The sequence below is a fragment of the Candidatus Enterococcus willemsii genome (genome assembly GCF_009933335.1).
Classification (GTDB): domain Bacteria; phylum Bacillota; class Bacilli; order Lactobacillales; family Enterococcaceae; genus Enterococcus_F; species Enterococcus_F willemsii.
This window is the reverse complement of the sequence record NZ_MAEL01000002.1, coordinates 16,290-37,148: the sequence shown is the minus strand read 5'-3', so window position 1 is coordinate 37,148 and position 20,859 is coordinate 16,290. Positions and strand designations below refer to the sequence as shown.

20 protein-coding genes are annotated in these 20,859 nt (G+C 37.0%); 16 read left to right on the top strand and 4 right to left on the bottom strand.

Annotated features, from left to right (window positions below; all coding sequences use genetic code 11):
* Positions 1 to 138 precede the first annotated feature (138 nt).
* The 4 genes from BAU17_RS00195 (at position 139) to BAU17_RS00180 (ending at position 5,590) form a co-directional block, all read left to right on the top strand.
* Entirely contained in the window at positions 139 to 2,160 is a 2,022-nt protein-coding gene (locus BAU17_RS00195) for a cation:proton antiporter (RefSeq protein ID WP_161900808.1), read from the top strand.
* 82 nt (positions 2,161 to 2,242) lie between these two features.
* Positions 2,243 to 4,126 (top strand): ABC-F family ATP-binding cassette domain-containing protein, encoded by a 1,884-nt coding sequence (locus BAU17_RS00190; RefSeq protein ID WP_161900807.1) that lies wholly within the window; start codon positions 2,243 to 2,245, stop codon positions 4,124 to 4,126.
* Positions 4,127 to 4,137: 11 nt separating this feature from the next.
* Positions 4,138 to 5,085: a thymidylate synthase gene (locus BAU17_RS00185; protein WP_161900806.1), complete on the top strand. Its 948-nt coding sequence runs from the start codon at positions 4,138 to 4,140 to the stop codon at positions 5,083 to 5,085.
* Between the two features lie 16 nt (positions 5,086 to 5,101).
* The gene (locus BAU17_RS00180; RefSeq protein WP_161900805.1) at positions 5,102 to 5,590 is read left to right on the top strand and encodes a dihydrofolate reductase; all 489 of its coding nucleotides are present in this window, start codon (positions 5,102 to 5,104) and stop codon (positions 5,588 to 5,590) included.
* A gap of 114 nt (positions 5,591 to 5,704) precedes the next feature.
* Here the strand turns inward: BAU17_RS00180 and BAU17_RS00175 are convergent, their stop codons facing one another.
* Together BAU17_RS00175 and trhA are read right to left on the bottom strand one after the other, a co-directional pair.
* A complete protein-coding gene (locus BAU17_RS00175; protein WP_161900804.1) occupies positions 5,705 to 6,349 on the bottom strand; it encodes a DJ-1/PfpI family protein in 645 nt (214 codons plus the stop codon).
* A gap of 83 nt (positions 6,350 to 6,432) precedes the next feature.
* Complete coding sequence (gene trhA, locus BAU17_RS00170) at positions 6,433 to 7,086, bottom strand: PAQR family membrane homeostasis protein TrhA (RefSeq protein WP_161900803.1); 654 nt, start codon at positions 7,084 to 7,086, stop codon at positions 6,433 to 6,435.
* Between the two features lie 129 nt (positions 7,087 to 7,215).
* Between trhA and BAU17_RS00165 the strand changes: the two genes are divergently transcribed.
* The 7 genes from BAU17_RS00165 to lepB all read left to right on the top strand — a co-directional run bounded on the left by BAU17_RS00165 (position 7,216) and on the right by lepB (position 12,551).
* Complete coding sequence (locus BAU17_RS00165; protein WP_161900802.1) at positions 7,216 to 8,058, top strand: DegV family protein; 843 nt, start codon at positions 7,216 to 7,218, stop codon at positions 8,056 to 8,058.
* A gap of 189 nt (positions 8,059 to 8,247) precedes the next feature.
* Entirely contained in the window at positions 8,248 to 9,105 is an 858-nt protein-coding gene (locus BAU17_RS00160) for an SGNH/GDSL hydrolase family protein (protein WP_202622247.1), read from the top strand.
* Complete coding sequence (locus BAU17_RS00155) at positions 9,105 to 9,746, top strand: YpmS family protein (protein ID WP_161900800.1); 642 nt, start codon at positions 9,105 to 9,107, stop codon at positions 9,744 to 9,746. The genes BAU17_RS00160 and BAU17_RS00155 overlap by 1 nt, the downstream gene beginning before the upstream one ends.
* A 5-nt stretch (positions 9,747 to 9,751) precedes the next feature.
* Positions 9,752 to 10,258 carry a peptide-methionine (S)-S-oxide reductase MsrA gene (gene msrA, locus BAU17_RS00150; protein ID WP_161900799.1) on the top strand — a complete coding sequence of 169 codons (507 nt, stop codon included), beginning with the start codon at positions 9,752 to 9,754 and terminating at the stop codon, positions 10,256 to 10,258.
* A gap of 4 nt (positions 10,259 to 10,262) precedes the next feature.
* On the top strand, positions 10,263 to 10,484 hold the full coding sequence (locus BAU17_RS00145; protein WP_161900798.1) for a YozE family protein: 222 nt from the start codon (positions 10,263 to 10,265) through the stop codon (positions 10,482 to 10,484).
* A gap of 88 nt (positions 10,485 to 10,572) precedes the next feature.
* Positions 10,573 to 11,991: a S41 family peptidase gene (locus tag BAU17_RS00140; RefSeq protein ID WP_161900797.1), complete on the top strand. Its 1,419-nt coding sequence runs from the start codon at positions 10,573 to 10,575 to the stop codon at positions 11,989 to 11,991.
* Complete coding sequence (gene lepB, locus BAU17_RS00135; protein WP_161900796.1) at positions 11,988 to 12,551, top strand: signal peptidase I; 564 nt, start codon at positions 11,988 to 11,990, stop codon at positions 12,549 to 12,551. Before BAU17_RS00140 ends, lepB begins: the two co-directional genes overlap by 4 nt.
* Positions 12,552 to 12,613: 62 nt before the next feature.
* On the opposite strand, the gene BAU17_RS00130 is transcribed toward lepB, so the two are convergent.
* Together BAU17_RS00130 and ylqF are read right to left on the bottom strand one after the other, a co-directional pair.
* Entirely contained in the window at positions 12,614 to 13,384 is a 771-nt protein-coding gene (locus BAU17_RS00130) for a ribonuclease HII (protein WP_161900795.1), read from the bottom strand.
* Positions 13,374 to 14,234: a ribosome biogenesis GTPase YlqF gene (gene ylqF / locus BAU17_RS00125; protein ID WP_161900794.1), complete on the bottom strand. Its 861-nt coding sequence runs from the start codon at positions 14,232 to 14,234 to the stop codon at positions 13,374 to 13,376. The genes BAU17_RS00130 and ylqF overlap by 11 nt, the downstream gene beginning before the upstream one ends.
* 136 nt (positions 14,235 to 14,370) lie before the next feature.
* Here ylqF and dprA point away from each other — a divergent pair, with 136 nt between their 5' ends.
* The 5 genes from dprA (at position 14,371) to BAU17_RS00100 (ending at position 20,824) form a co-directional block, all read left to right on the top strand.
* Positions 14,371 to 15,243, top strand: a complete 873-nt coding sequence (dprA, locus tag BAU17_RS00120) for a DNA-processing protein DprA (RefSeq protein WP_161900793.1) — start codon at positions 14,371 to 14,373, stop codon at positions 15,241 to 15,243.
* Between the two features lie 139 nt (positions 15,244 to 15,382).
* Entirely contained in the window at positions 15,383 to 17,461 is a 2,079-nt protein-coding gene (gene topA / locus BAU17_RS00115) for a type I DNA topoisomerase (RefSeq protein ID WP_161900792.1), read from the top strand.
* A 43-nt stretch (positions 17,462 to 17,504) separates the two neighbouring features.
* Positions 17,505 to 18,812 (top strand): FADH(2)-oxidizing methylenetetrahydrofolate--tRNA-(uracil(54)-C(5))-methyltransferase TrmFO, encoded by a 1,308-nt coding sequence (gene trmFO / locus BAU17_RS00110; protein WP_161900791.1) that lies wholly within the window; start codon positions 17,505 to 17,507, stop codon positions 18,810 to 18,812.
* 149 nt (positions 18,813 to 18,961) lie between these two features.
* Positions 18,962 to 19,378, top strand: coding sequence for a hypothetical protein (locus BAU17_RS00105; protein WP_231475088.1), 417 nt, complete (start codon positions 18,962 to 18,964; stop codon positions 19,376 to 19,378).
* Between the two features lie 30 nt (positions 19,379 to 19,408).
* Positions 19,409 to 20,824, top strand: coding sequence for a flotillin family protein (locus tag BAU17_RS00100; RefSeq protein WP_161900829.1), 1,416 nt, complete (start codon positions 19,409 to 19,411; stop codon positions 20,822 to 20,824).
* The last annotated feature ends 35 nt before the right edge of the window (positions 20,825 to 20,859 follow it).

Here is a 20,859-nt window from a genome sequence, read left to right as displayed (position 1 = left end):
AGAAAGACTTGCAATTAGACAAGTTTTTAAGAGATACCGTTCGGATATTTTCTTTTGGTACAGCCTTTTTTGTTCGTCTAAAAGATAAATTTACAGTATAATAATAATGTTACTAGTCAGAAGAAAGAAGATGTTGCGATGGAATTTATTGAGTTACTCATTATCATTACCATGACGATTACTTTTTCGAATATTTTAAGTAAAGTTATGCCGACAATCCCGATTTTTTTTGCTCAAATTTTTTTGGGGATTTTACTAGGGATGACCAAATATGGGCACGAAATTAATTTTGAACCTGAAATATTTTTAGTAATGATAATCGCACCGTTATTATTCCGAGAAGGCGAGGAGGCAGATATTTCCTCGATTGCTAAGAACTTTTCAACCATTTTATTTTTAGCTTTTGGTGGCGTCATCTTAACATTACTTGCTGTAGGGATTACGTTACATACGTTCTTTCCAGCGATTCCACTGGCGGCATGTTTGGCATTTGGGGCAGCGCTAGGCCCAACAGATGCCGTTGCGGTTGGCTCGTTGGCTAAGAAATTGAAAATGCCTCCTAAAGTCATTAATATTTTAGCTGGAGAAGGGTTATTGAATGATGCTTCAGGGGTTACTGCTTTTCAATTTGCAGTGACAGCGCTGTTAACTGGTGCATTCTCCGTTCTCAATGCCTCCATGACCTTATTTATTTCTAGTATAGGTGGGGCTGTTGTAGGATTTGTGGTGATTTGGGTTAAAAATCGCACGTTGAAATTTATTGAGAAAGCGGCAGCAAAAGACGTCATTAGTTTTTTATTAATTGACTTATTATTACCGTTTGTTGTATATGTGATAGCTGAAGTCATTGGTGTTTCAGGAATTATTGCAGCGGTGGTTGCGGGTGTTTTACAATCACGAGAGCATCAACGTGTCACTTTGTTTGATGCAGAGCTATCCAATATTTCTGAGAGTATTTGGAGTACAATTGGTTTTACCTTAAATGCCTTAGTTTTTCTTTTCTTAGGAATTGAACTTTCCGAAGTATTTTCGCCAGTCTGGATGGATCGGACTTATTCTAACCTCTACTTATTATTGATTGTCTTATTGGTAGTTGCCGTCTTATTTATTGTGCGTTTTGCGTATATTCGTATTTTTTTCTGGTTAAAAGAGATTAAATCGGATGAAAAAACCACTTTACAAGAGATTTGTTTGCTTACTTTTGGTGGCGTTAAAGGAACCGTCAGTTTAGCTGCAATCTTCATATTACCTATTTCGGTCAATGGCGTTGCTTTTGAGCATCGGGCACTGCTTTTGTTCTTAACGGCCTGTGTTATTTTCGTTAGTTTATTGGTAGGAATGTTGGTCTTGCCACTATTTTCTGAAGGTGAATATGAAAAACCGATTGATTTAAAAGAGCTAGAATTATTGAATATTGTGATTGAACGTTTGCAGCATAAACTGGCGCATGAGCAATTATCGGAAACAGAAGAAATTGCAGTTGAAGCAGTGATTGATCAGTATCGTATGCGAATTTGGGAATTGACTGCAGAAGGAATGACTGAATCAGATCAAAAGAAAGTGCAGGAATTACAAGCGTGGATGGTAACGATTGAACAACAAGGTTTGGATGAGATGTACCAAAATAAAGAGATTAGTCGCTTTAGTTATGTGTTATATAGCCGCTTAATTGATCGTTATGAATTAGTCAATCAAAAGAAATATATGAGTTGGATTAGTTTTTGGCTGTTGGGTGTCTATCGTGTGATGCAAGCGATTATTCATCCCAAACGCTTCCTTGCTCGTAAGCGTCAAAAAGAGTTAGTGACAAGTTCAAAAATTAACCCAGCAGAATTGAAGTATATCTTTGATGCAAATACCCAAAGAATTCGCCAACGTTTGGAAGTGAAAGATGGTAAAGCAAACAAAAACGTATTGAGTTTTCTTACGGGGCGTCGTGAAATGTTATTAAAACGACTTTATCATAAGAACGTCTTATCTATGGTATCAATTGAAAAAAATCCGATTTATCAAAAAGAACTATTAGCTGGATATACACTTGAAAGAAGAACAATCGATTCTTTCGAACGCGAAGAAAAAATTACACCATTTTCTGCAAATAGTTATCGTCAAAAGGTAAATTTACTTGAGTCTTTTGCAATTAGTAAAAGTACGCATTAATAAAACGCAAGCAACAACTATCATAAGTATGTTGCTTGCGTTATTTTGTGTTACAATAGCGAAAGGAAATGGGGGCGATTTTGTGAAAGAATTAAAGGTAAGTGAGTTAACAAAAACTTATGGAGATAAAACACTTTTTGATCAAATTTCCTTTTTAATTCATGAACGCGATCGAGTAGGATTAATTGGTGTGAATGGTACCGGTAAAACAAGTTTACTAACTATTTTATCAGGGAAAGAAAACGGTGATGGAGACAAGCAAACTATTTTTTATCCGACAAATTATCGTATCGGCTATTTGTCACAAAACACCACTTTTGATCCTGAACAGACTGTTCTAGAAGCTGTCTTTCAAGGTGAAAGTGAACAATTAAAAACCGTTAAACGCTATGAGAGAGCGTTGTTAGCTTTAGAGTATCACGGTGATCGTGAAGACATCCAAAGAGAATACACCTTAGCAGAAGAAGCAATGAATGAACAAGATGCTTGGTTAACAGATACAAATGCCAAAATTATCTTACAAAAATTAGGTATTCATCAATTAGATAAAAAAATTAAATCGTTATCAGGTGGTCAGCAAAAAAGAGTTGGCTTAGCACAAGTCTTAATTGATGAACCGGATTTATTGTTATTAGATGAGCCGACGAATCATTTAGATTATGAAGCAATCCAATGGTTAGAAAGTTATTTGAATCAATACCGTGGTGCATTGTTGATGGTTACGCATGACCGTTATTTTTTGGATCGAGTAACGAATCGTATTTTTGAGTTATCCTTTGGAAAATTACATGAATATCAAGGAAATTATGAAGCCTATATTTTAGAACGGGCAGAGCGTGAACGTGTAGAAGGTGAACAAGAACAAAAGCGTAAGCAATTGTATAAACAAGAATTAGCTTGGATGCGAGCCGGGGCAAAAGCACGTACGACCAAACAACAAGCACGGATTAATCGTTTTGAGGACTTAAAAGAGAACGTTCATCAAGTAAAAACAAATGGTGAAGTTGAGATTGATATTGCGACCAAACGCTTAGGAAAGAAAGTATTGGAAATCAAGGATGGTCAATACAAAATTGGGCAGCAAGATATTTTGAAACATTTTGATTTATTGATTCAAACTAAAGAACGGTTAGGGATTACTGGAGAAAATGGTGCCGGCAAATCGACGCTTTTAAATATACTAGCAGGACGTATTCCTTTAGATGCAGGGGAATTAATCATCGGGGAAACGGTTCGTCTGGCGTACTATACCCAACAAAATGAAGCGATGGATGCAAATCAACGAATGATTGCTTATCTACAAGAAGCAGCAGAAGAGGTTCGTCGTAGTGATGGTTCACAAATCAGTGTTGCTGAAATGTTGGAACGTTTCTTATTTCCACGCTTTATGCATGGCACGAAGATTGGCAAACTGTCAGGAGGAGAGAAACGTCGACTGTATTTATTGAAATTATTGATTGGTCAACCAAATGTGCTCTTGCTTGATGAGCCCACCAATGATTTAGATATTGATACCTTAACTATTTTGGAAGATTACTTACAATCATTTCCAGGAGCAGTTATTACTGTCTCACATGACCGCTATTTTTTAGATAAAGTAGCTGAAAAATTACTGATTTTTCAAGGGAATGGCGAAATTGACCGTTATTTCGGGTCAATCAATCAGTATTTAGCAGAGAGAACACAGCCGGCATCAAAACCTAAAATTGTTGAACAAGAAGTTGTCGTACAACCAGAAAAAGTGAAGAAAAAATTGAGTTATATGGAACAAAAAGAGTGGGCAACTATTGAAGACGAGATTGCTACATTGGAAGAAACGCTTGAAACACTGACCGAAGAAATGAACCATCAAGGGGATAATTTTACGAGATTGCAAGAATTGCAAAATGATGTAACGCTGACAGAAGAAAAGTTGAATGAAAAGATGGAACGTTGGGAATACCTTAGTGAATTAGCAGATAATTAGGAGGAAGTTTAATGGAACAAGCATACCTTGATTTGGGTAGAAAAATATTGGAAGAAGGCAATCAAAAAAGTGATCGCACTGGCACAGGCACCAAAAGTATTTTTGGGCATCAAATGCGTTTTGATTTAAGTCAAGGCTTTCCTTTATTAACGACAAAACGGGTCCCGTTTGGTTTGATTAAAAGTGAATTACTGTGGTTTTTAAAGGGTGATACCAATATTCGTTATCTTTTAGAAAATAACAATCATATTTGGGATGAATGGGCATTTGAACGCTATGTAAAAAGCGAAGATTATACAGGCCCTGATATGAGTGATTTTGGTCGTCGTTGTCTTGTGGATGAAGCTTTCAATGAAAGTTATCAAAAAGAACTTGCCCAATTTTGTCAACGAATTGTCGAAGACCCAACATTTGCTGAAAAACATGGTGATCTAGGAAAAGTATATGGTTACCAATGGCGTCATTGGGAAAAGGCAACAGGTGGTTTTATTGATCAGATAAAAGAAGTCATTGAGATGATTCGAACAACACCTGATTCACGTCGTTTGATTGTTTCAGCGTGGAATCCTGAAGATGTACCTAGCATGGCATTACCGCCTTGCCACACCATGTTTCAATTCTATGTTCATGAAGGAAAATTAAGTTGTCAATTGTATCAACGCAGTGGTGATGTCTTTTTAGGCGTGCCGTTTAATATTGCAAGTTATGCCCTTTTGACCCATCTAATTGCCCATGAAACGGGATTAGAAGTCGGTGAATTTGTCCATACATTAGGCGATGCGCATCTTTACAGCAATCATTTTGAACAAATGAAGGAACAATTAACACGAGAAGTTCGTCAGACACCAAAACTAATATTAAATACAGAAAAACAATCCATCTTTGACTTTGAGATGACTGATATTCGATTAGAGGGATACGACCCTCATCCAGCAATCAAAGCACCGATTGCAGTTTAGGAAAGAAGGTAAAAATATGTTAATAGCACTTTGGGCGCAAGATAAAAACGGTGTGATTGGTAAAGATAATCAATTGCCGTGGTATCTACCTGCTGATTTAAAGTTTTTCAAAGAGACAACCATTGGTAAAACGGTGGTGATGGGGCGAAAAACGTTTGAAGGCATGGGTAAACGGATTCTACCCAATCGTCAAACGATTGTCTTAACTCGTGATACGAATTATTCCCATGAAGGAATTCTTGTCATGCACACAATGGATGAGGTTTTAGATTATGCGAAAGAACAAGACCAACCCGTTTATATTATTGGTGGTGCACTTGTTTTTGAAGAGTATCTACCGCATTGTGATCAGTTGTTACGAACCATGATTGACCATGAGTTTGCTGGCGATGTTTTTATCCCAACCATTGATTGGGCGCAATGGGAACTAGTATCATCAACCGAAGGAATTGTTGATGACAAAAATAAATACCCACATCGTTTTGAAACTTATGAACGAAAATGAGAAAAGCAGGCGTTAGTCTGCTTTTTTGTATCTATGCAGTTAGCAGAACCATTGGATTGTCTAGTAGGAAAATAAACCGAACAACCGTAAATTACGGGCTGCTCGGTTTATTTGTTATGAAAGGTGGTCTTGTGGGGGATTTCTGTAAAAAGTTAATTCATCTGCTGTGTAAGGAGGTGCTTTTCGTGGACCGGTGAATTTTGTTTCAGGAAGTTCAAATCCTAATAATTTAGCAGATTCAATGGCGAATTCCCGAAAAGCAAACCCTATTGCTGTTAGAATGTGTGCTTGTGCATCATAGACTAGCGGTTGCCGAAGAATATTTTCTTTTTGGAAAAAAGAAAATTCATCGAGTGTTTCCTCAAATAAACCAGAAGTGAAGGTTACATCTTCTAGTATACCTGCTTTTGCTAAGAGCATTGGAGAAGATGAAATCGCACTGATTAAAGGACGGTTGGACATCGTTTTCAACGGTTGTAAAAATTGTAAAAGTTGCTTGTCTTCGGCAACGAGATAAGGATTGATAATTCCTGGGAAAATGATGATTTCATAATCGGAAAAATCAATTTCTGAAAATATTTTGGTAGGGGTAACTAAGAATTGGTCTTCTGTGGCATAAGGGATTTTTTCAGCAGCAACGGTATCAATGGTCCATATCTGGTCATCGGGTTGATGGATGGTTAAATAATTTGTTAGCAAGTTGATTTCACTGAGCGACATACCAGTATAAAGTAAGACAAGCGCTTTTTTTGTAGCCATAGCAATTCCTCCACGCGAACATTTTTTATTACTAAAAAAGAATCCAGTGTGTTACACACTGGATAACTATTTTTTACGAACGATTATGTGAAAAACAAGACAGAAAAGTAGATTAACCCTGCACCAAGCATGACAAAAATATGCCAAACAACATGTATGAAGCGGACATTTTTCAAGCCATAGAACAAAGCACCCACGGTATACGAAACGCCGCCACTAGCGAGTAAAATTGTTCCCCACAATCCAAGAGAATGGACTAATGGAACAAAGGCTAAGACGCATAACCAGCCCATAATAATATAGATAATCGTCGAAATTTTTGAGACAGTTTCTTTGCGATGTAAGGTGACTGACTTGTAGACAACGCCGCCGATTGCTAAGGACCAAATGAGTCCGAATAAGGTCCAACCTTGCCAACCTTGAATGCTTAGCAAACAAAATGGTGTGTAGCTACCAGCAATTAAAAGAAAAATTGATGCATGGTCAAATACTTGAAATACTTTTTTTGCTTTTGTAAAAATTAAGCTGTGAAAGAGTGTTGAAAATAAAAAAAGTAAAATCATTGTTGACCCATAAATCGCATAGGAAACAACATGCATTGGGGAACCTAAACGTGCCCCTTTGACTAATAAAATTACCAAGCCAGCTATACTTAGCCCACAACCAATCCCGTGAGTAACTGCATTTAGAATTTCATTAACAATTAAATATTTTCGTGTAAATTTAGAAGTTTCCATTAATCGCTCCTCATTTCGTTTTTAAATAGATGAAAAATCAATTTCTGTCTGTTATACTAAACATAAGAAATGGTTCAATAGTATTTTAACATGAAATACAACCAGTGTTAAAGAGAGAGTGAAAGAAGAATGGGAAATCTTAAGATAGTGACTGATTCATCTTGTACAATGAGTGATAGTGTCAAAGAAAAATTAAATATTCATGTCGTGCCGTTATCGGTCATGATTGATGGCGTTGTTTATCCAGATGATGAACAATTAACAGGCGAAAAATTTATGTCAATGATGGCGCAGTCCAAAGAATTACCTAAAACGAGTCAACCACCAATTGGTGAATTTGTAGAATTATTTGATGAATTAGGCAAAGACGGTAGTGAAGTCTTAGCTATTCATATGACAAAAGCATTAAGTGGAACTGTAGAAGCTGCGCGTCAAGCAAGTAACTTGTCAAAAAGTAAAGTTACCGTGTTTGAAACAGACATGACTGACCAAGGATTGTCTTTTGCAGTCATTAAAGCTGCAGAATTAGCCCAAGCAGGGAAATCTGTAGAAGAAGTGATTCCAGCTGTAGAGAAAGTCTTGGCAAATACGAAATTATTCATTGGTTTGTCAACCTTAGAAAACTTAGTAAAAGGTGGACGAATTAGCCGTGCCAAAGGGATGCTTTCTAGTTTCTTAAACATGCGCGTAATTATGGAATTGAAAAATTCTGAATTATTGCCAGTCGTGAAAGGACGAGGAGCAAAGACATTTAACAAATGGTTTGATGAATTGAAGACAGAGTTAAAAAACAACAAACAAATTCAAAAAATTGGTATTTCGTATGCAGGTGGCATTGAACAATCAGCAAAATTCAAACAGGAACTACAAGAATTATTTCCTAAGATGGATATTTGTTTGTTGCATACTACACCAATTATTGCGACCCATACTGGTGAGGGTGCCTTTGCGATTATGTACTATTCAGAATAGTCCGTTGAATAAAGTATAAAAAAATATGAATCGACCCCTAAGCGTTAGTTTGGACTAGCATTTGGAGGTCGATTCTTTTTATGATTATTTTATCAAGAAAAGTCAGTATGTTTTTTACCGTTTTTCTGATAAAATAGCAAAGAAATCTATATCAAGGAGGGACAAAATGTGAAAATAAAACAATTATTGATGGCATTGCTAGGTGTCTGTTTACTAATAGCTGGCACATTTTTAGTTCTTCAATTAAGTGTACCTAAAGCGGGTCCTAGGTTAGAGGTAGCGAAGCAAAAAGAAGAGCATAACCAAAAAGAAAGTATTCGTTACACAGCTTTAGGCGATTCGTTGACAGAAGGTGTTGGTGATGACACCCAGAAAGGCGGCTTTGTCCCAATTGTTGCCAATGATTTACAATCAGAATTTAAATTATCACGTGTCGATATTGAGAATTATGGGGTAGCAGGTGAACGTAGTGATCAAATTCTGAAACGTTTGAATAAAGAAGAAGCGATTCAAACAAATATTGCAAAATCAGATATTGTGACATTAACTGTTGGCGGCAACGATTTAATGAAGGTAATCAATAATAATATTTTTGGCTTATCAATCAAATCATTCGATAAGCCGATTAAAAAGTATCAAAAACAATTAACGGAATTACTTGAAACCATGCGTGAATTAAATCCGGATGCACCGATTTATGTACTAGGGATTTATAACCCATTCTATGTGAATTTCCCTGAAATTACTGATATGCAAACAATCGTTGATAACTGGAATGATGGGACAGAAGCAGTGGTTGATGAGATGAAAAATGTTTACTTTATTCCAATTAATGATGTGATTGCTTCTGGTTTAAATGGCACAACATCAAGTACACAAGAAAGTAGCAACAGTGAAGGAAATGATTTAAATATTGTTAAAAATGATGCTCTTTATGAAGAAGATAAATTTCATCCAAATAATTTAGGCTATCAATTGATGGCCAAATCAGTTAAAGCAGAAATAACACGTACAAAAGAACAATGGCTGTTGAAGGAGGAAAAGTAATGTTTCAAAAAATAAAGCAATTCGGAAAGCATAGTATTCAAACAATTGTATATGGAAACAAATGGAAGATAGCTTTCTTTGCGTTAATTGCCATTGTATTAGGCAGTAGTATCTTTCTTTTTTCACGAATAACCGAAAAAAGAGAATTAGTTTATCATGAGGTGCCACCGCTCGTAGATCGTGCAGGTAGTCCAGTATTAAATATTAATAGTAACAAAGAACAAATTAATGCTTTAATTGGCTTTTATTTAGATGAATATCAAAAAAATGCGGACATTACTTTTGATTTTGCGCTCGAAAACGAAGCGTTATTAACAGGAGAATTTAAAATTTTGGGCTTTCCAGTTACTTTTTATCTTTATTTTGACCCGTATGTGATGGATAATGGAAATGTTCAATTAAAAGCTAAAAGTTTATCGATTGGAACTTTAGGTGTGCCAATTAGTGAAGTCATGAAGATGATTCAACGGAATGCGACTTTGCCTGATTGGATTGAGATTGAACCAAAAGAAGAGACAGTAATGATTCGCCTTGATCAATTTCGGATGCAAAATGGTTTATTTCTAAAAGCAGAAAAAATTAATTTAGTGGAAGATGATATTCAAGTGAGTCTTTATTTGCCAGAAAAAAATGAGGAGTGATAGTAATGGAACGAGCAATTTTTGCTGGAGGATGTTTTTGGTGCATGGTACAACCGTTTGATGAGCAACCGGGGATTCATTCCGTAATGTCTGGCTATACTGGAGGACATGTGGAAAATCCAACATATGAACAAGTATGTAGTCATACAACCGGTCATACAGAAGCGGTAGAAATTATTTTTGATCCAGAAATAATTTCGTTTAAAGAACTAGTGGATATTTATTGGCAACAAACCGATCCAACGGATGCATTTGGTCAATTTGAAGACCGTGGCGACAACTATCGCCCAGTGATTTTTTACTTTAATGAAGCGCAAAAGAAGATAGCAGAAGAAAGCAAACAAGCCTTGCAAGATTCTGGGCGCTTCAATCAACCGATTGTGACTAGTATTGAACCTGCTGCAACGTTTTATCCGGCAGAATTATACCATCAGGATTATTATAAAAAAAATCCTGCAAACTTTGAACGTAGCCATGCCCGTCGAGCGGCCTTTTTAAAGGAACAGTGGTGAGGATATGAGACGAAGTTTTTATCACTATTTGATGACGCTAAAAGGACCGAGTCATTTAGACGAGGAACAAATCTTTGCGACAGATGCCAGTCATGATATCCAGTTCCCGAAACATTCGGATGATTACGATGAAATTTCAAGTTATTTGGAACTAAGTGTGAACTATCTGGAAAATATGGACGTTTTTGATCGAATTTGGGAAAAATATGTAGAAAATAATCAATGACCACCAAGAAAGAAGTGAAAAGAGTTAAGACTTTTGACTTCTTTTTTGTTATAGTATAATACAAATCAGACAGAACAGGAGGGACAGGATGAATAAGCAAATTCCTTTTCATCGATACATCATCTCGTTAATTTGCGTGGCAATTATTTCTGGTGGTGGCGTCTATATGCTCATGAATCAAGCGACCATGTCAAGCTCTGAAGAGGCATCACAAGACGAACTTGCAAAAGTACACGCATTGTACCATACGATTCAAGAGAATTATTATAAAAAAGTCGATAAAAATGCCCTAATTGAAGGTGCCTTAGCCGGAATGACGGATGCCTTAGATGATCCTTATACGACATATTTAGGAAAAGAAGCAGCTACTGAACTAAATAATTCTCTTTCAGATAGTTTTGAAGGAATTGGTGCGACATTGAGTTTAGTAGAAGGGATACCCGAGGTTGCCCAAGCCCCAATTAAAGGTAGTCCAGCTGAAAAAGCCGGTTTGAAATTACACGATAAGATTTTGAAAGTAGATAATCAAGAAACAAACGGGAAAGAATTAACAGATGTCGTACAAACGATTCGAGGGAAAAAGGGAACGGATGTAACCTTAACCATTGAACGTAATCAAGAGCAATTTGATGTGACGATTACTCGAGGAGAAATCCCGATAGCTTCTTTACAAACAGAAATTGATAAACAAACGCATATAGGTAAAATTCAGATTGCTAGTTTCAACGAAAGTACAGCAAAAGAGTTAAAAGAAGCCATTCAAGATTTACGGAAAAAAGGCGCCACTTCTTTTGTCATTGATTTACGACAAAATCCAGGTGGTTATTTGAATCAAGTTGAAATGATGGCAAGTATGTTTTTAGAAGACGGTCAAACGATTGTTAAATTTGCGACAGACGACAAAGTGCTTGGGGAAAGTAAAGCATCAAAAGAACTAGATGGTGGGTTTAAAGTCAAAGAACCTGTTGCGGTATTAGTAGATGGTGGTAGTGCTTCTGCTTCAGAGATATTTGCTGCAGCACTTAAAGAATCTGCCGATATCCCAATTATTGGTACGTCAACATTTGGTAAAGGCACCGTTCAAACAGTTAGTGATTTTGGTGATCAAAGTGAAATCAAAATGACAGTACAAAAGTGGTTGACACCAAATGAGGAATGGGTGAATGAGAAAGGTTTGGAACCAACAATCAAAGCTGATTTTCCAAAATATGCTTATTTCCCACCATTGCCAAAAGATCGTACGTTGAAAAAAGGGGACGAATCAGAAACAATTAGTAATTTGAATACTTTCTTAAACGCCTTGGGATATGAAACAATTGGTAATACATTCAACGATACAACTGAAGAAGCCATTCGAGATTTTCAAGCGAAAAAAAATATTACCGTGACAGGTGAAGTCAACAGTGAGACGGCTGTACTAATTGAAATTGATGTGGCCACCCAACTTCAAGAAAACGATCAGATATACAATAAAGCTGTTGAGGTCTTGACGGAGTCTAAAGAATGAAACAGAACAAAACTTGGATAAAAGAACTATTCTTTGAATATATCTGGATGATTATCAAATATACCTTCGTTGCGGGTGCTATCGCTTTGCTAATTCGAGGATTCTTGCTAATTCCTTTACCTGTTGGTGGAAATTCGATGGAAGAAACCTTGAGTCAAGGAGATATGGTACTCGTTGAAAAAATTTCCAAGATTAAGCGATTTGATATTGTTGTATTTCAGTTATCTGATGGTACTACCTATATTAAACGAGTGATTGGCTTGCCAGGGGAATCTGTTAGTTATAAAAATGACCAGTTGTATATCAATGATGAAGCTGTTCAAGAACCATTTTTAGAAGAACGGGTGAAAGAGGATCAAGATACGATTCCAGTCACGTATGATTTTACTTTTTCAGAGTTAATGGGTGTCGAAAAATTAGGAAAAGATAGTTATTTTGTAATGGGCGATAATCGCCGTGTGTCAAAAGATAGTCGTTCATTTGGCGCGATTTCAAGTGAAGATGTTTTGGGAATTGCTCGTTTTGTCTATTATCCATTTCCGCATATCAAATTTATTTAAGCATTCAGTTTCGACTGAGTGCTTTTTTGCACATAAAAACTGGAAGAAATGATTTCTTCCAGTTAGTTAAGATAATTTTTAACCGGTGCAAACGTTCGGCGGTGAATAGGAGTCACCCCGTGAGTTGCCAACCCTTCTAAATGTGTTTTTGTGCCATAGCCTGCATTTTTATCAAAACCATAATGCGGATACAGTTGGTGATATTCTTTCATTAAATCATCACGATAGACTTTTGCGATAATACTTGCTGCAGCAATTGAAATCGAGCGCGCGTCGCCTTTAATAATTTTTTCTTGAGGAATGGGTAAATCTAGTGTCATGGCATCGATTAGTAAATAATCTGGTTGTGTAGCTAATTGTGCGACAGCTTGCGTCATTGCTGTGCGACTGGCTTGATAAATATTTAACTCATCAATTTGTTCGGGCGAAACAATTCCAATCCCAATAGCGAGTGCTTGTTCTTTAATTTGTGCTGCTAAGGCATCGCGTTTTTTTTCAGATAGTTGTTTGGAATCATTTAATCCTAAAATTTGACAGTCTTTAGGTAAAATAACGGCAGCCGCTACAACTGGACCAGCCAATGGACCACGCCCAACTTCATCAATTCCAGCAATGAATCGATGGCCATTTTGATAGCCAGTCAATTCAAATTGTTGCATTTCAATCGATTTATCTTTTAGAGCTTGTTCTTTTTGCAAACGTTTCTCTAATTGAAGAAGCAATTTTTGTACCCCTAATCGCTCATCGGCTTGTAACGTAAGGACATAAGGGTCTTCTAATGAGGAACAAGTGCTCAAGCGTTCTTTAATCTTAGCAATAGATTCAGGCTTCATCTTCATAACCTACTTCTTCACAACGATCTAATGTATAGCGACCCAGTTTTCCTTGACGAATGTCATGGATGATACGCTCGCTTCCACGATTATAATCGTCACGAAATCCTTGTTTTTCGGTAATTTTCATTAGTAAATCAGGTGCTAGCAACTCCATATCTTCTTCAGATAGTTGGTAACGTTGCATTAATTGCGTTGGATAATAACGAGCAAAAAAATCTAAACCATAAATGGCAATATCGTCTAAATGCAATAGCTGATCTTTAATAGCACCAGTCAGCGCTAGTTTTTTACCAATTTCTTGGTCTTCAAATTTTGGCCATAAAATTCCGGGCGTATCTAACAATTCTAAATCACTGCCATAACGTAACCATTGTTGTCCTTTGGTTACCCCGGGTTTATTTCCTGTTTGTGCCATTTTTTTGCCAGCAAGACGATTGAGTAAAGTTGATTTACCCACATTCGGAATACCGATGACCATGGCACGAATGGCACGAGGTTTGATTCCTCTTTGACGATTACGCTCGATTTTTTCTTTCAACGCTTCTTTACATTTAGGCACAATATTTTTGACGCCTTTATTGTCTTGGGCGTTAATTGCTAAGACATAATAGCCCTTTTGTTTGAAATAACTCTCCCATTTTTTTGTTTGTTGGGCATCAGCTAAATCGGCTTTATTGATTAGGACTAAACGTGGTTTTTGTTGTAAAATCGCGTCCAACATTGGGTTTCGAGAAGATATTGGTAAACGTCCATCAACTAATTCAAATACAATATCGACGTACTTTAATTTCTCACTGACTTCTCTTCTGGCCTTGGCCATGTGTCCAGGAAACCATTGAATTGCCATGCGAATCACTCCTTATATAATAAATTGGTTACTTGTTCTTGTTTATTGCACATCCTTCATCATAAACGTTTTTTTTTAAGTACTCAAGTTTTTTAGACAAAAAAGCGTATCTTTAAATAGGAAGGGAGGAAAAGTAATGGATTTTCATCTATTGCAACCAATTGAACAACTGATTTTTAAATTAACTTATTGTAAAGGAATTGGGATTAGTGGCAAGTGGAAAATCGTTTCCTTTGCTGAACAATACCAAAAGACATTTTTTTCTGTAGAAGAAATTATTCGCATTGCAGGGATTACGCAGTATCAAGCGGTATTTAAGAAAAGTTGGACTGAAATTTCTGACTCATGGTTAGAGCAAGAAGCCCGCAAACAACAGTTTATTACTTGGCTCTCACTAGAGTATCCAGGGGATTTGCAGCATTTTTATCAAGCGCCATTAATTTTATTTTATGTAGGGAATCTAGAGTTATTGCAGCATCGCAAATTGGCATTTGTTGGTGCCAGAGATGCGTCGAAATATGGGTTGCAAGTCTTGTACCAACTCATTCCTCGTATTGTGCAACAAAATATTGTGACTGTCAGTGGTCTAGCAAAAGGAATTGATCAGTATAGTCATGAATTAACGATACATGCAGGTGGTCACACGATTGGTGTTATTGGTTGTGGCTTGGATTTATGTTATCCAAGAGAAGTAGCCAGTATTTTTTTAGAAATGCGTCGCAACCATTTGATTTTAAGTGAATATCCCAAGGGGACCAAAATTCAACGCCATCATTTTCCGATGCGTAATCGGATTATTGCTGGATTGAGTCAAGGGGCCTGTGTGATTGAAGCGAAAGAGCGCAGTGGTTCTCTAATCACAGCACAATTAGCATTAGAGTATGGAAAAGAAGTCTTTGCGATTCCAGGAGAAATTTTATCAGGTCAGTCAAATGGCTGTCATCGTCTGATTCAAGACGGTGCGAAATGTGTTTGTTCCATTCAAGATATTTTAGAAGAATTACCCTAAATTTCTCTCAATTTTGTTGGACTTTTAGATTCGGTTCTTGACAAAAGAAATTCTTATCGATATGATAAGCTACGATTTAGTGAATAAAACAGCGCATATTATATAGTAGGAATTTTTGTTAGGAAGGAGCCATTTATGTATGGCCTATAAATATTTGGTGATTGTCGAATCACCTGCAAAAGCAAAAACAATTGAAAAATATCTTGGTAGAAACTATAAAGTTGTTGCCAGTGTGGGACACATTCGTGATTTACCTAAGAGTAAAATGGGGATTGATGTCGAAAATAATTATGAACCACATTATATTTCGATACGAGGCAAAGGCGATGTTATCAAAAGTCTGCGCTCAGCTGCCAAAAAAGCTGAAAAAGTTTATCTCGCAAGTGACCCGGATAGAGAAGGGGAAGCGATTGCTTGGCATTTAGCTTTCCTTCTAGGATTAGATTTAAAAGATAAAAATCGTGTCGTATTTAATGAAATTACTAAAGATGCAGTCAAAGCAGCCTTTAAAGAACCACGGTCGATTGATTTAGATTTGGTCGACGCTCAACAAGCTAGACGTGTGTTAGATCGTTTGGTGGGGTATTCTCTTAGCCCAATCTTATGGCGTAAAGTGAAAAAAGGTTTGAGTGCAGGTCGTGTACAATCAGTCGCATTAAAAATTATTATTGACCGTGAAAAAGAAATTCGCGATTTTAAACCAGAAGAATACTGGAGTATCGATGGTAATTTCAAAAAAGGACGTAAAAAATTCAAAGCTAATTTCTGGGGTGTGGATGGTAAAAAGAAAAAATTACCAAACGCTGAAAGTGTCAAAGAAATTACCAAACGAATTACTAGTAAAGAATATGAAGTCAAAAATGTCGAAAAAAAAGAGCGTAAAAGAAATCCAGCAGCGCCATTTACTACAAGTAGTTTACAACAAGAAGCTGCTCGAAAACTAAATTTTCGAACGCGCAAGACCATGATGGTTGCTCAACAATTGTATGAAGGTATTTCGCTTGGTAAACAAGGAACAGTTGGTTTGATTACCTACATGCGTACAGACTCGAAGCGTATTTCGGATACTGCAAAATCTGAAGTGACAGAATTCATTGAAAGTACTTATGGGAAAGAATTTGCGGCTCATGGCGGTAAAAAACTAAAAAATGCGCAAGGCGCACAAGATGCCCATGAAGCTATTCGTCCAACCAGTGCATTACGAACACCGGAAGCAATGGCGCAATATTTAGATAAAGACCAATTGAAATTATATACATTAATCTGGTCGCGCTTAGTAGCAAGTCAAATGACACCGGCGATTTTAGATACGATGAAAGTGACACTTGAACAAAATGGTGTACAGTTCATTGCAAATGGTTCAAAAGTCAAATTTAAAGGATTTATGCAAGTTTATGTTGAAGGTCGCGATGATGGAAAAGAAGACAAAGAAAACATTTTACCAGATTTAGAAATCGGTGAAAAAGTTGAATCTGTTGATATTGAGCCAAAACAGCATTTTACACAACCACCAGCACGTTTTAGTGAAGCTACATTAATTCGTACATTAGAAGAAAATGGTGTTGGTCGCCCATCTACTTATGCACCAACGTTAGAAACTATTCAACGACGTTATTATGTTAAATTAGCACAAAAACGTTTTGAACCAACCGAATTAGGTGAAATTGTCAATACCTTAATTGAGGATTTCTTCCCACAAATCGTGGATGTACATTTCACAGCTGAGATGGAAAATAACCTTGACCAAGTAGAAGAAGGAAAAGAAAATTGGATTAAAGTGGTTGATCGATTCTACAAACCATTTGCGAAAGAGTTAGACACAGCAGAAGAAAAAATTGAAAAAATCCAAATTAAAGATGAACCAGCTGGTTTTGACTGTGATTTGTGTGGACATCCAATGGTAATCAAATTAGGTCGCTATGGAAAATTCTATGCATGTAGCAATTTCCCAGAATGCCGCAATACGAAACCAATTGTTAAAGAAATTGGTGTCGAGTGTCCGGTATGTCATAAAGGACAAGTAGTTGAAAGAAAATCTAAGAAAAATCGCATTTTTTATGGCTGTGACCGTTACCCAGAATGTGAATTTACTTCTTGGGATAAACCAATTGGTCGTAATTGTCCAAAATGTGATCATTATTTAGTTGAGAAAAAAGTCAAAGGTGGCAAACAAATTATTTGTCCACAGGGAGACTATGAGGAAAACGTACAAAAATAGACAAAGATTATAGTTAGCTGAGTTCATTAAAAAGGAGAATATTATGAAAACTGTTAATATCATTGGTGCCGGCTTAGCTGGTAGTGAAGCAGCTTGGCAAGTAGCACAAGCTGGTGTGCCAGTCACTTTATATGAAATGCGACCAGTAAAAATGACGGAAGCACACCATACAAGTAATTTTGCAGAATTAGTATGTACAAATTCTTTAAGAGGCAATAATTTAACGAATGCAGTGGGGGTATTAAAAGAAGAAATGCGTCGTTTGGATTCGGTTGTTATCACATCTGCTGATAAGACCGCTGTTCCAGCAGGTGGGGCTCTAGCAGTCGATCGTGATGAGTTCTCTAAGTTGATTACAAAACGGGTGAAAGAGCATCCATTAGTGACCGTGGTTGAAGAAGAAATAACAGAAATTCCTGAAGGTATCACAATCATTGCGACTGGTCCGTTGACATCAGCTCCGCTGGCTCAAGCGATTAAAGATTTTAATGGTTCAGAAGGATTTTATTTCTATGATGCCGCTGCTCCTATTATTGATAAATCAACGATTGATATGGACAAAGTTTATTTAAAATCTCGCTATGATAAAGGGGAAGCAGCCTACTTAAACTGCCCAATGACTGAAGACGAATTCAATGCGTTTTACGATGAATTGGTTGCAGCTGAAGTAGCTCCTTTAAAAGAGTTTGAAAAAGAGAAATTCTTTGAGGGCTGTATGCCGATTGAAGTGATGGCAAAACGTGGTCGTAAAACGATGCTCTTTGGTCCATTGAAACCAGTCGGCTTGGAAGATCCAAAAACAGGAAAACGTCCTTACGCTGTTATTCAGTTACGACAAGATAATGCAGTCGCTTCCTTGTATAATATTGTTGGTTTTCAAACACATCTAAAATGGGGAGAACAAAAACGCGTTTTCCGAATGATTCCAGGATTAGAGAATGCGGAAATTGTTCGGTATGGCGTGATGCATCGTAATAGTTTTATGAATTCTCCAGAGTTGCTACAACAGACTTATCAATCTCGTTTACGTAACGATTTATTCTTCGCAGGCCAAATGACCGGTGTTGAAGGCTATGTTGAAAGTGCAGCTAGCGGATTGATTGCGGGTATTAATGCTGCTCGTTTGGCAAAAGATGAGGAACCAACTATTTTCCCACAGGAAACTGCAATTGGAAGTCTGGCTTATTACATTACCCATGCTTCTGGCAAGCATTTTCAACCAATGAATGCCAACTTTGGGTTATTACCAGAACTTCCTGAACGGATTAAAGACAAAAAATTACGCTATGAAACGTTAGCGAATCGTGCATTAGAAAGTTTAGAAGTCAAAAAAACTGAATTAAGAAGATAAGTACGCAAAAACATCAAGTCGGTTACCGACTTGATGTTTTTTGTGCGCTTGGTAGGTCCTAAGAAGTATCTTTCTAAAAAATCTTGAATGAACGAAAGGGATGCGCTATCATTAATAGTGTAAGATTCCTGTACGAGGAGGAAATGTAAATGATAATATCCATTATTGAAAAGATAACCACAATGACTGAAAACCAGCCAATGTATATGCAGTGGTTGCTTTGGTCCTTCTTGTTTATTCTGGCTTTTCTAGCTGTCTATCTATTATTGACACTTCTTTTTTCACCACTATTGTTTTTATATAACAAATTAACAGACAAAAATAAAAATAATGTGTTAAAAGAGGACGATTTCTTGATGGGGGAGTTAGTGACTCGAATTGTGGGCGATTCGGTTGGCGAAGTACTGGAGATTGGAAGTGGAACTGCACTATCTTCTTACCCAGCAAAATTATACCGAAAGGAAGATCGCGAAAAGGATATCTTACTGCCAAAAGGAACCCAAGTGCTGATTATCGAGTTTGATGCGCAAGGAATTGCTTTGGTTGTACAGAGAGAGGATTTATAAAAGAGGAGAGTGGTAAATGTGTTAGATGGTATGTTTATGTCAATTATTTTAGGTGTAGTGGTAATTGTTGCAATTATTGCATTTTTAATGATTCGTTATCGGATTGGTAAACCAGATGAAGCATTAATTGTGACAGGGTCGTTTTTAGGAAAAGAAGGAATTAAAATCCTAAAAAACAGTGGGACGTTTGTTATTCCTATCGTTCAAAAAGCACATAAATTGAGCTTGTTAACGCACAAACTAGAAATTGGTACACCGGAAGTGTATACAGAGCAAGGTGTGCCTATTTTAGCGAGTGCAACGGTCTTAGTAAAAGTGGGCAATAGTGTGGAATCGATTAAAACCGCCGCAGAACAATATTTAGGGAAATCGACATCAGAACTAGAAGATGAAGCGCAAGAAGTGTTAGAAGGTCACTTACGTGCAATTCTAGGAACGATGACTGTGGAAGCTATTTACAAAAATCGTGATGATTTTGCGGAACAAGTCCAACAAGTCGCATCGACTGATTTACGTAAAATGGGTTTGGAAATTGTTTCATTTACCATTAAAGATGTGACAGATCCGAATGGCTATTTAGAAGCTTTAGGTCGTCCACAAATTGCTGAAGTAAAGAAAAATGCTGAAGTAGCCGAATCAAATGCCTTACGTGAAACACGAATTAAACAAGCTGAGAATGAGCAATTAGCACAACACGAAGAGATTCGTCGTAAAACAGAAATTGCAGAAGCGACGAAAGATATGCAATTAAAACAAGCACAATATAAGCAAGAACAAGAAGTAGCAGATGCGAAAGCTGAGCAAGTAGCAACCGGTGAAAAAATGAAAGTACGTTTAATTGAGCAAGAGAAAAATATCGAAATTCAAGAGAAACAAGCAGAATTGAGTGAAAAAGAATTAAATGCAACTGTTCGTAAGAAGGCAGAAGCGGATAAATATGTCATGGAACAAAATGCTTTAGCGGAAAAAGCACGCGAAATTGCGAAAGCCGAAGCCGAAGCAGAGAAGATTCGCTTAGCAGCAGAGGCAGAAGCCCAACGAATTGAAAAAATGGGTGCTGCAGAAGCGGATAAAATTACCAAAGTTGGTCAAGCAGAAGCTGAAAGTAAAGAAAAAATGGCATTGGCTTTACAAAAACTTAATGAAGCAGGTATCTTGATGGAATTCATCAAAGTTTTACCAGAAGTGGCGAAAGAAGTCAATGCCCCAATTAGCAATATTGACAAAGTAGTTAGTTTTGGGAATGGTGATGGTGTTCACGAAATGGGGGGTGCTGGGTTAGCACGTACCTTTGATACAATTAAAGAAACAACTGGCTTGGATTTAGTCGGCTTAATCAATGAAACAATGGCGACGAAACAAGGAACAAAAGAAATCGTTCAAGCGATTGAAAATAAAGCAACAAATGAAACAACCGCTCAAAAACATGTAGACGAAGTAGAATAGGAGTAAAGACGTTCACGATGATGAGTTCTTTTGAC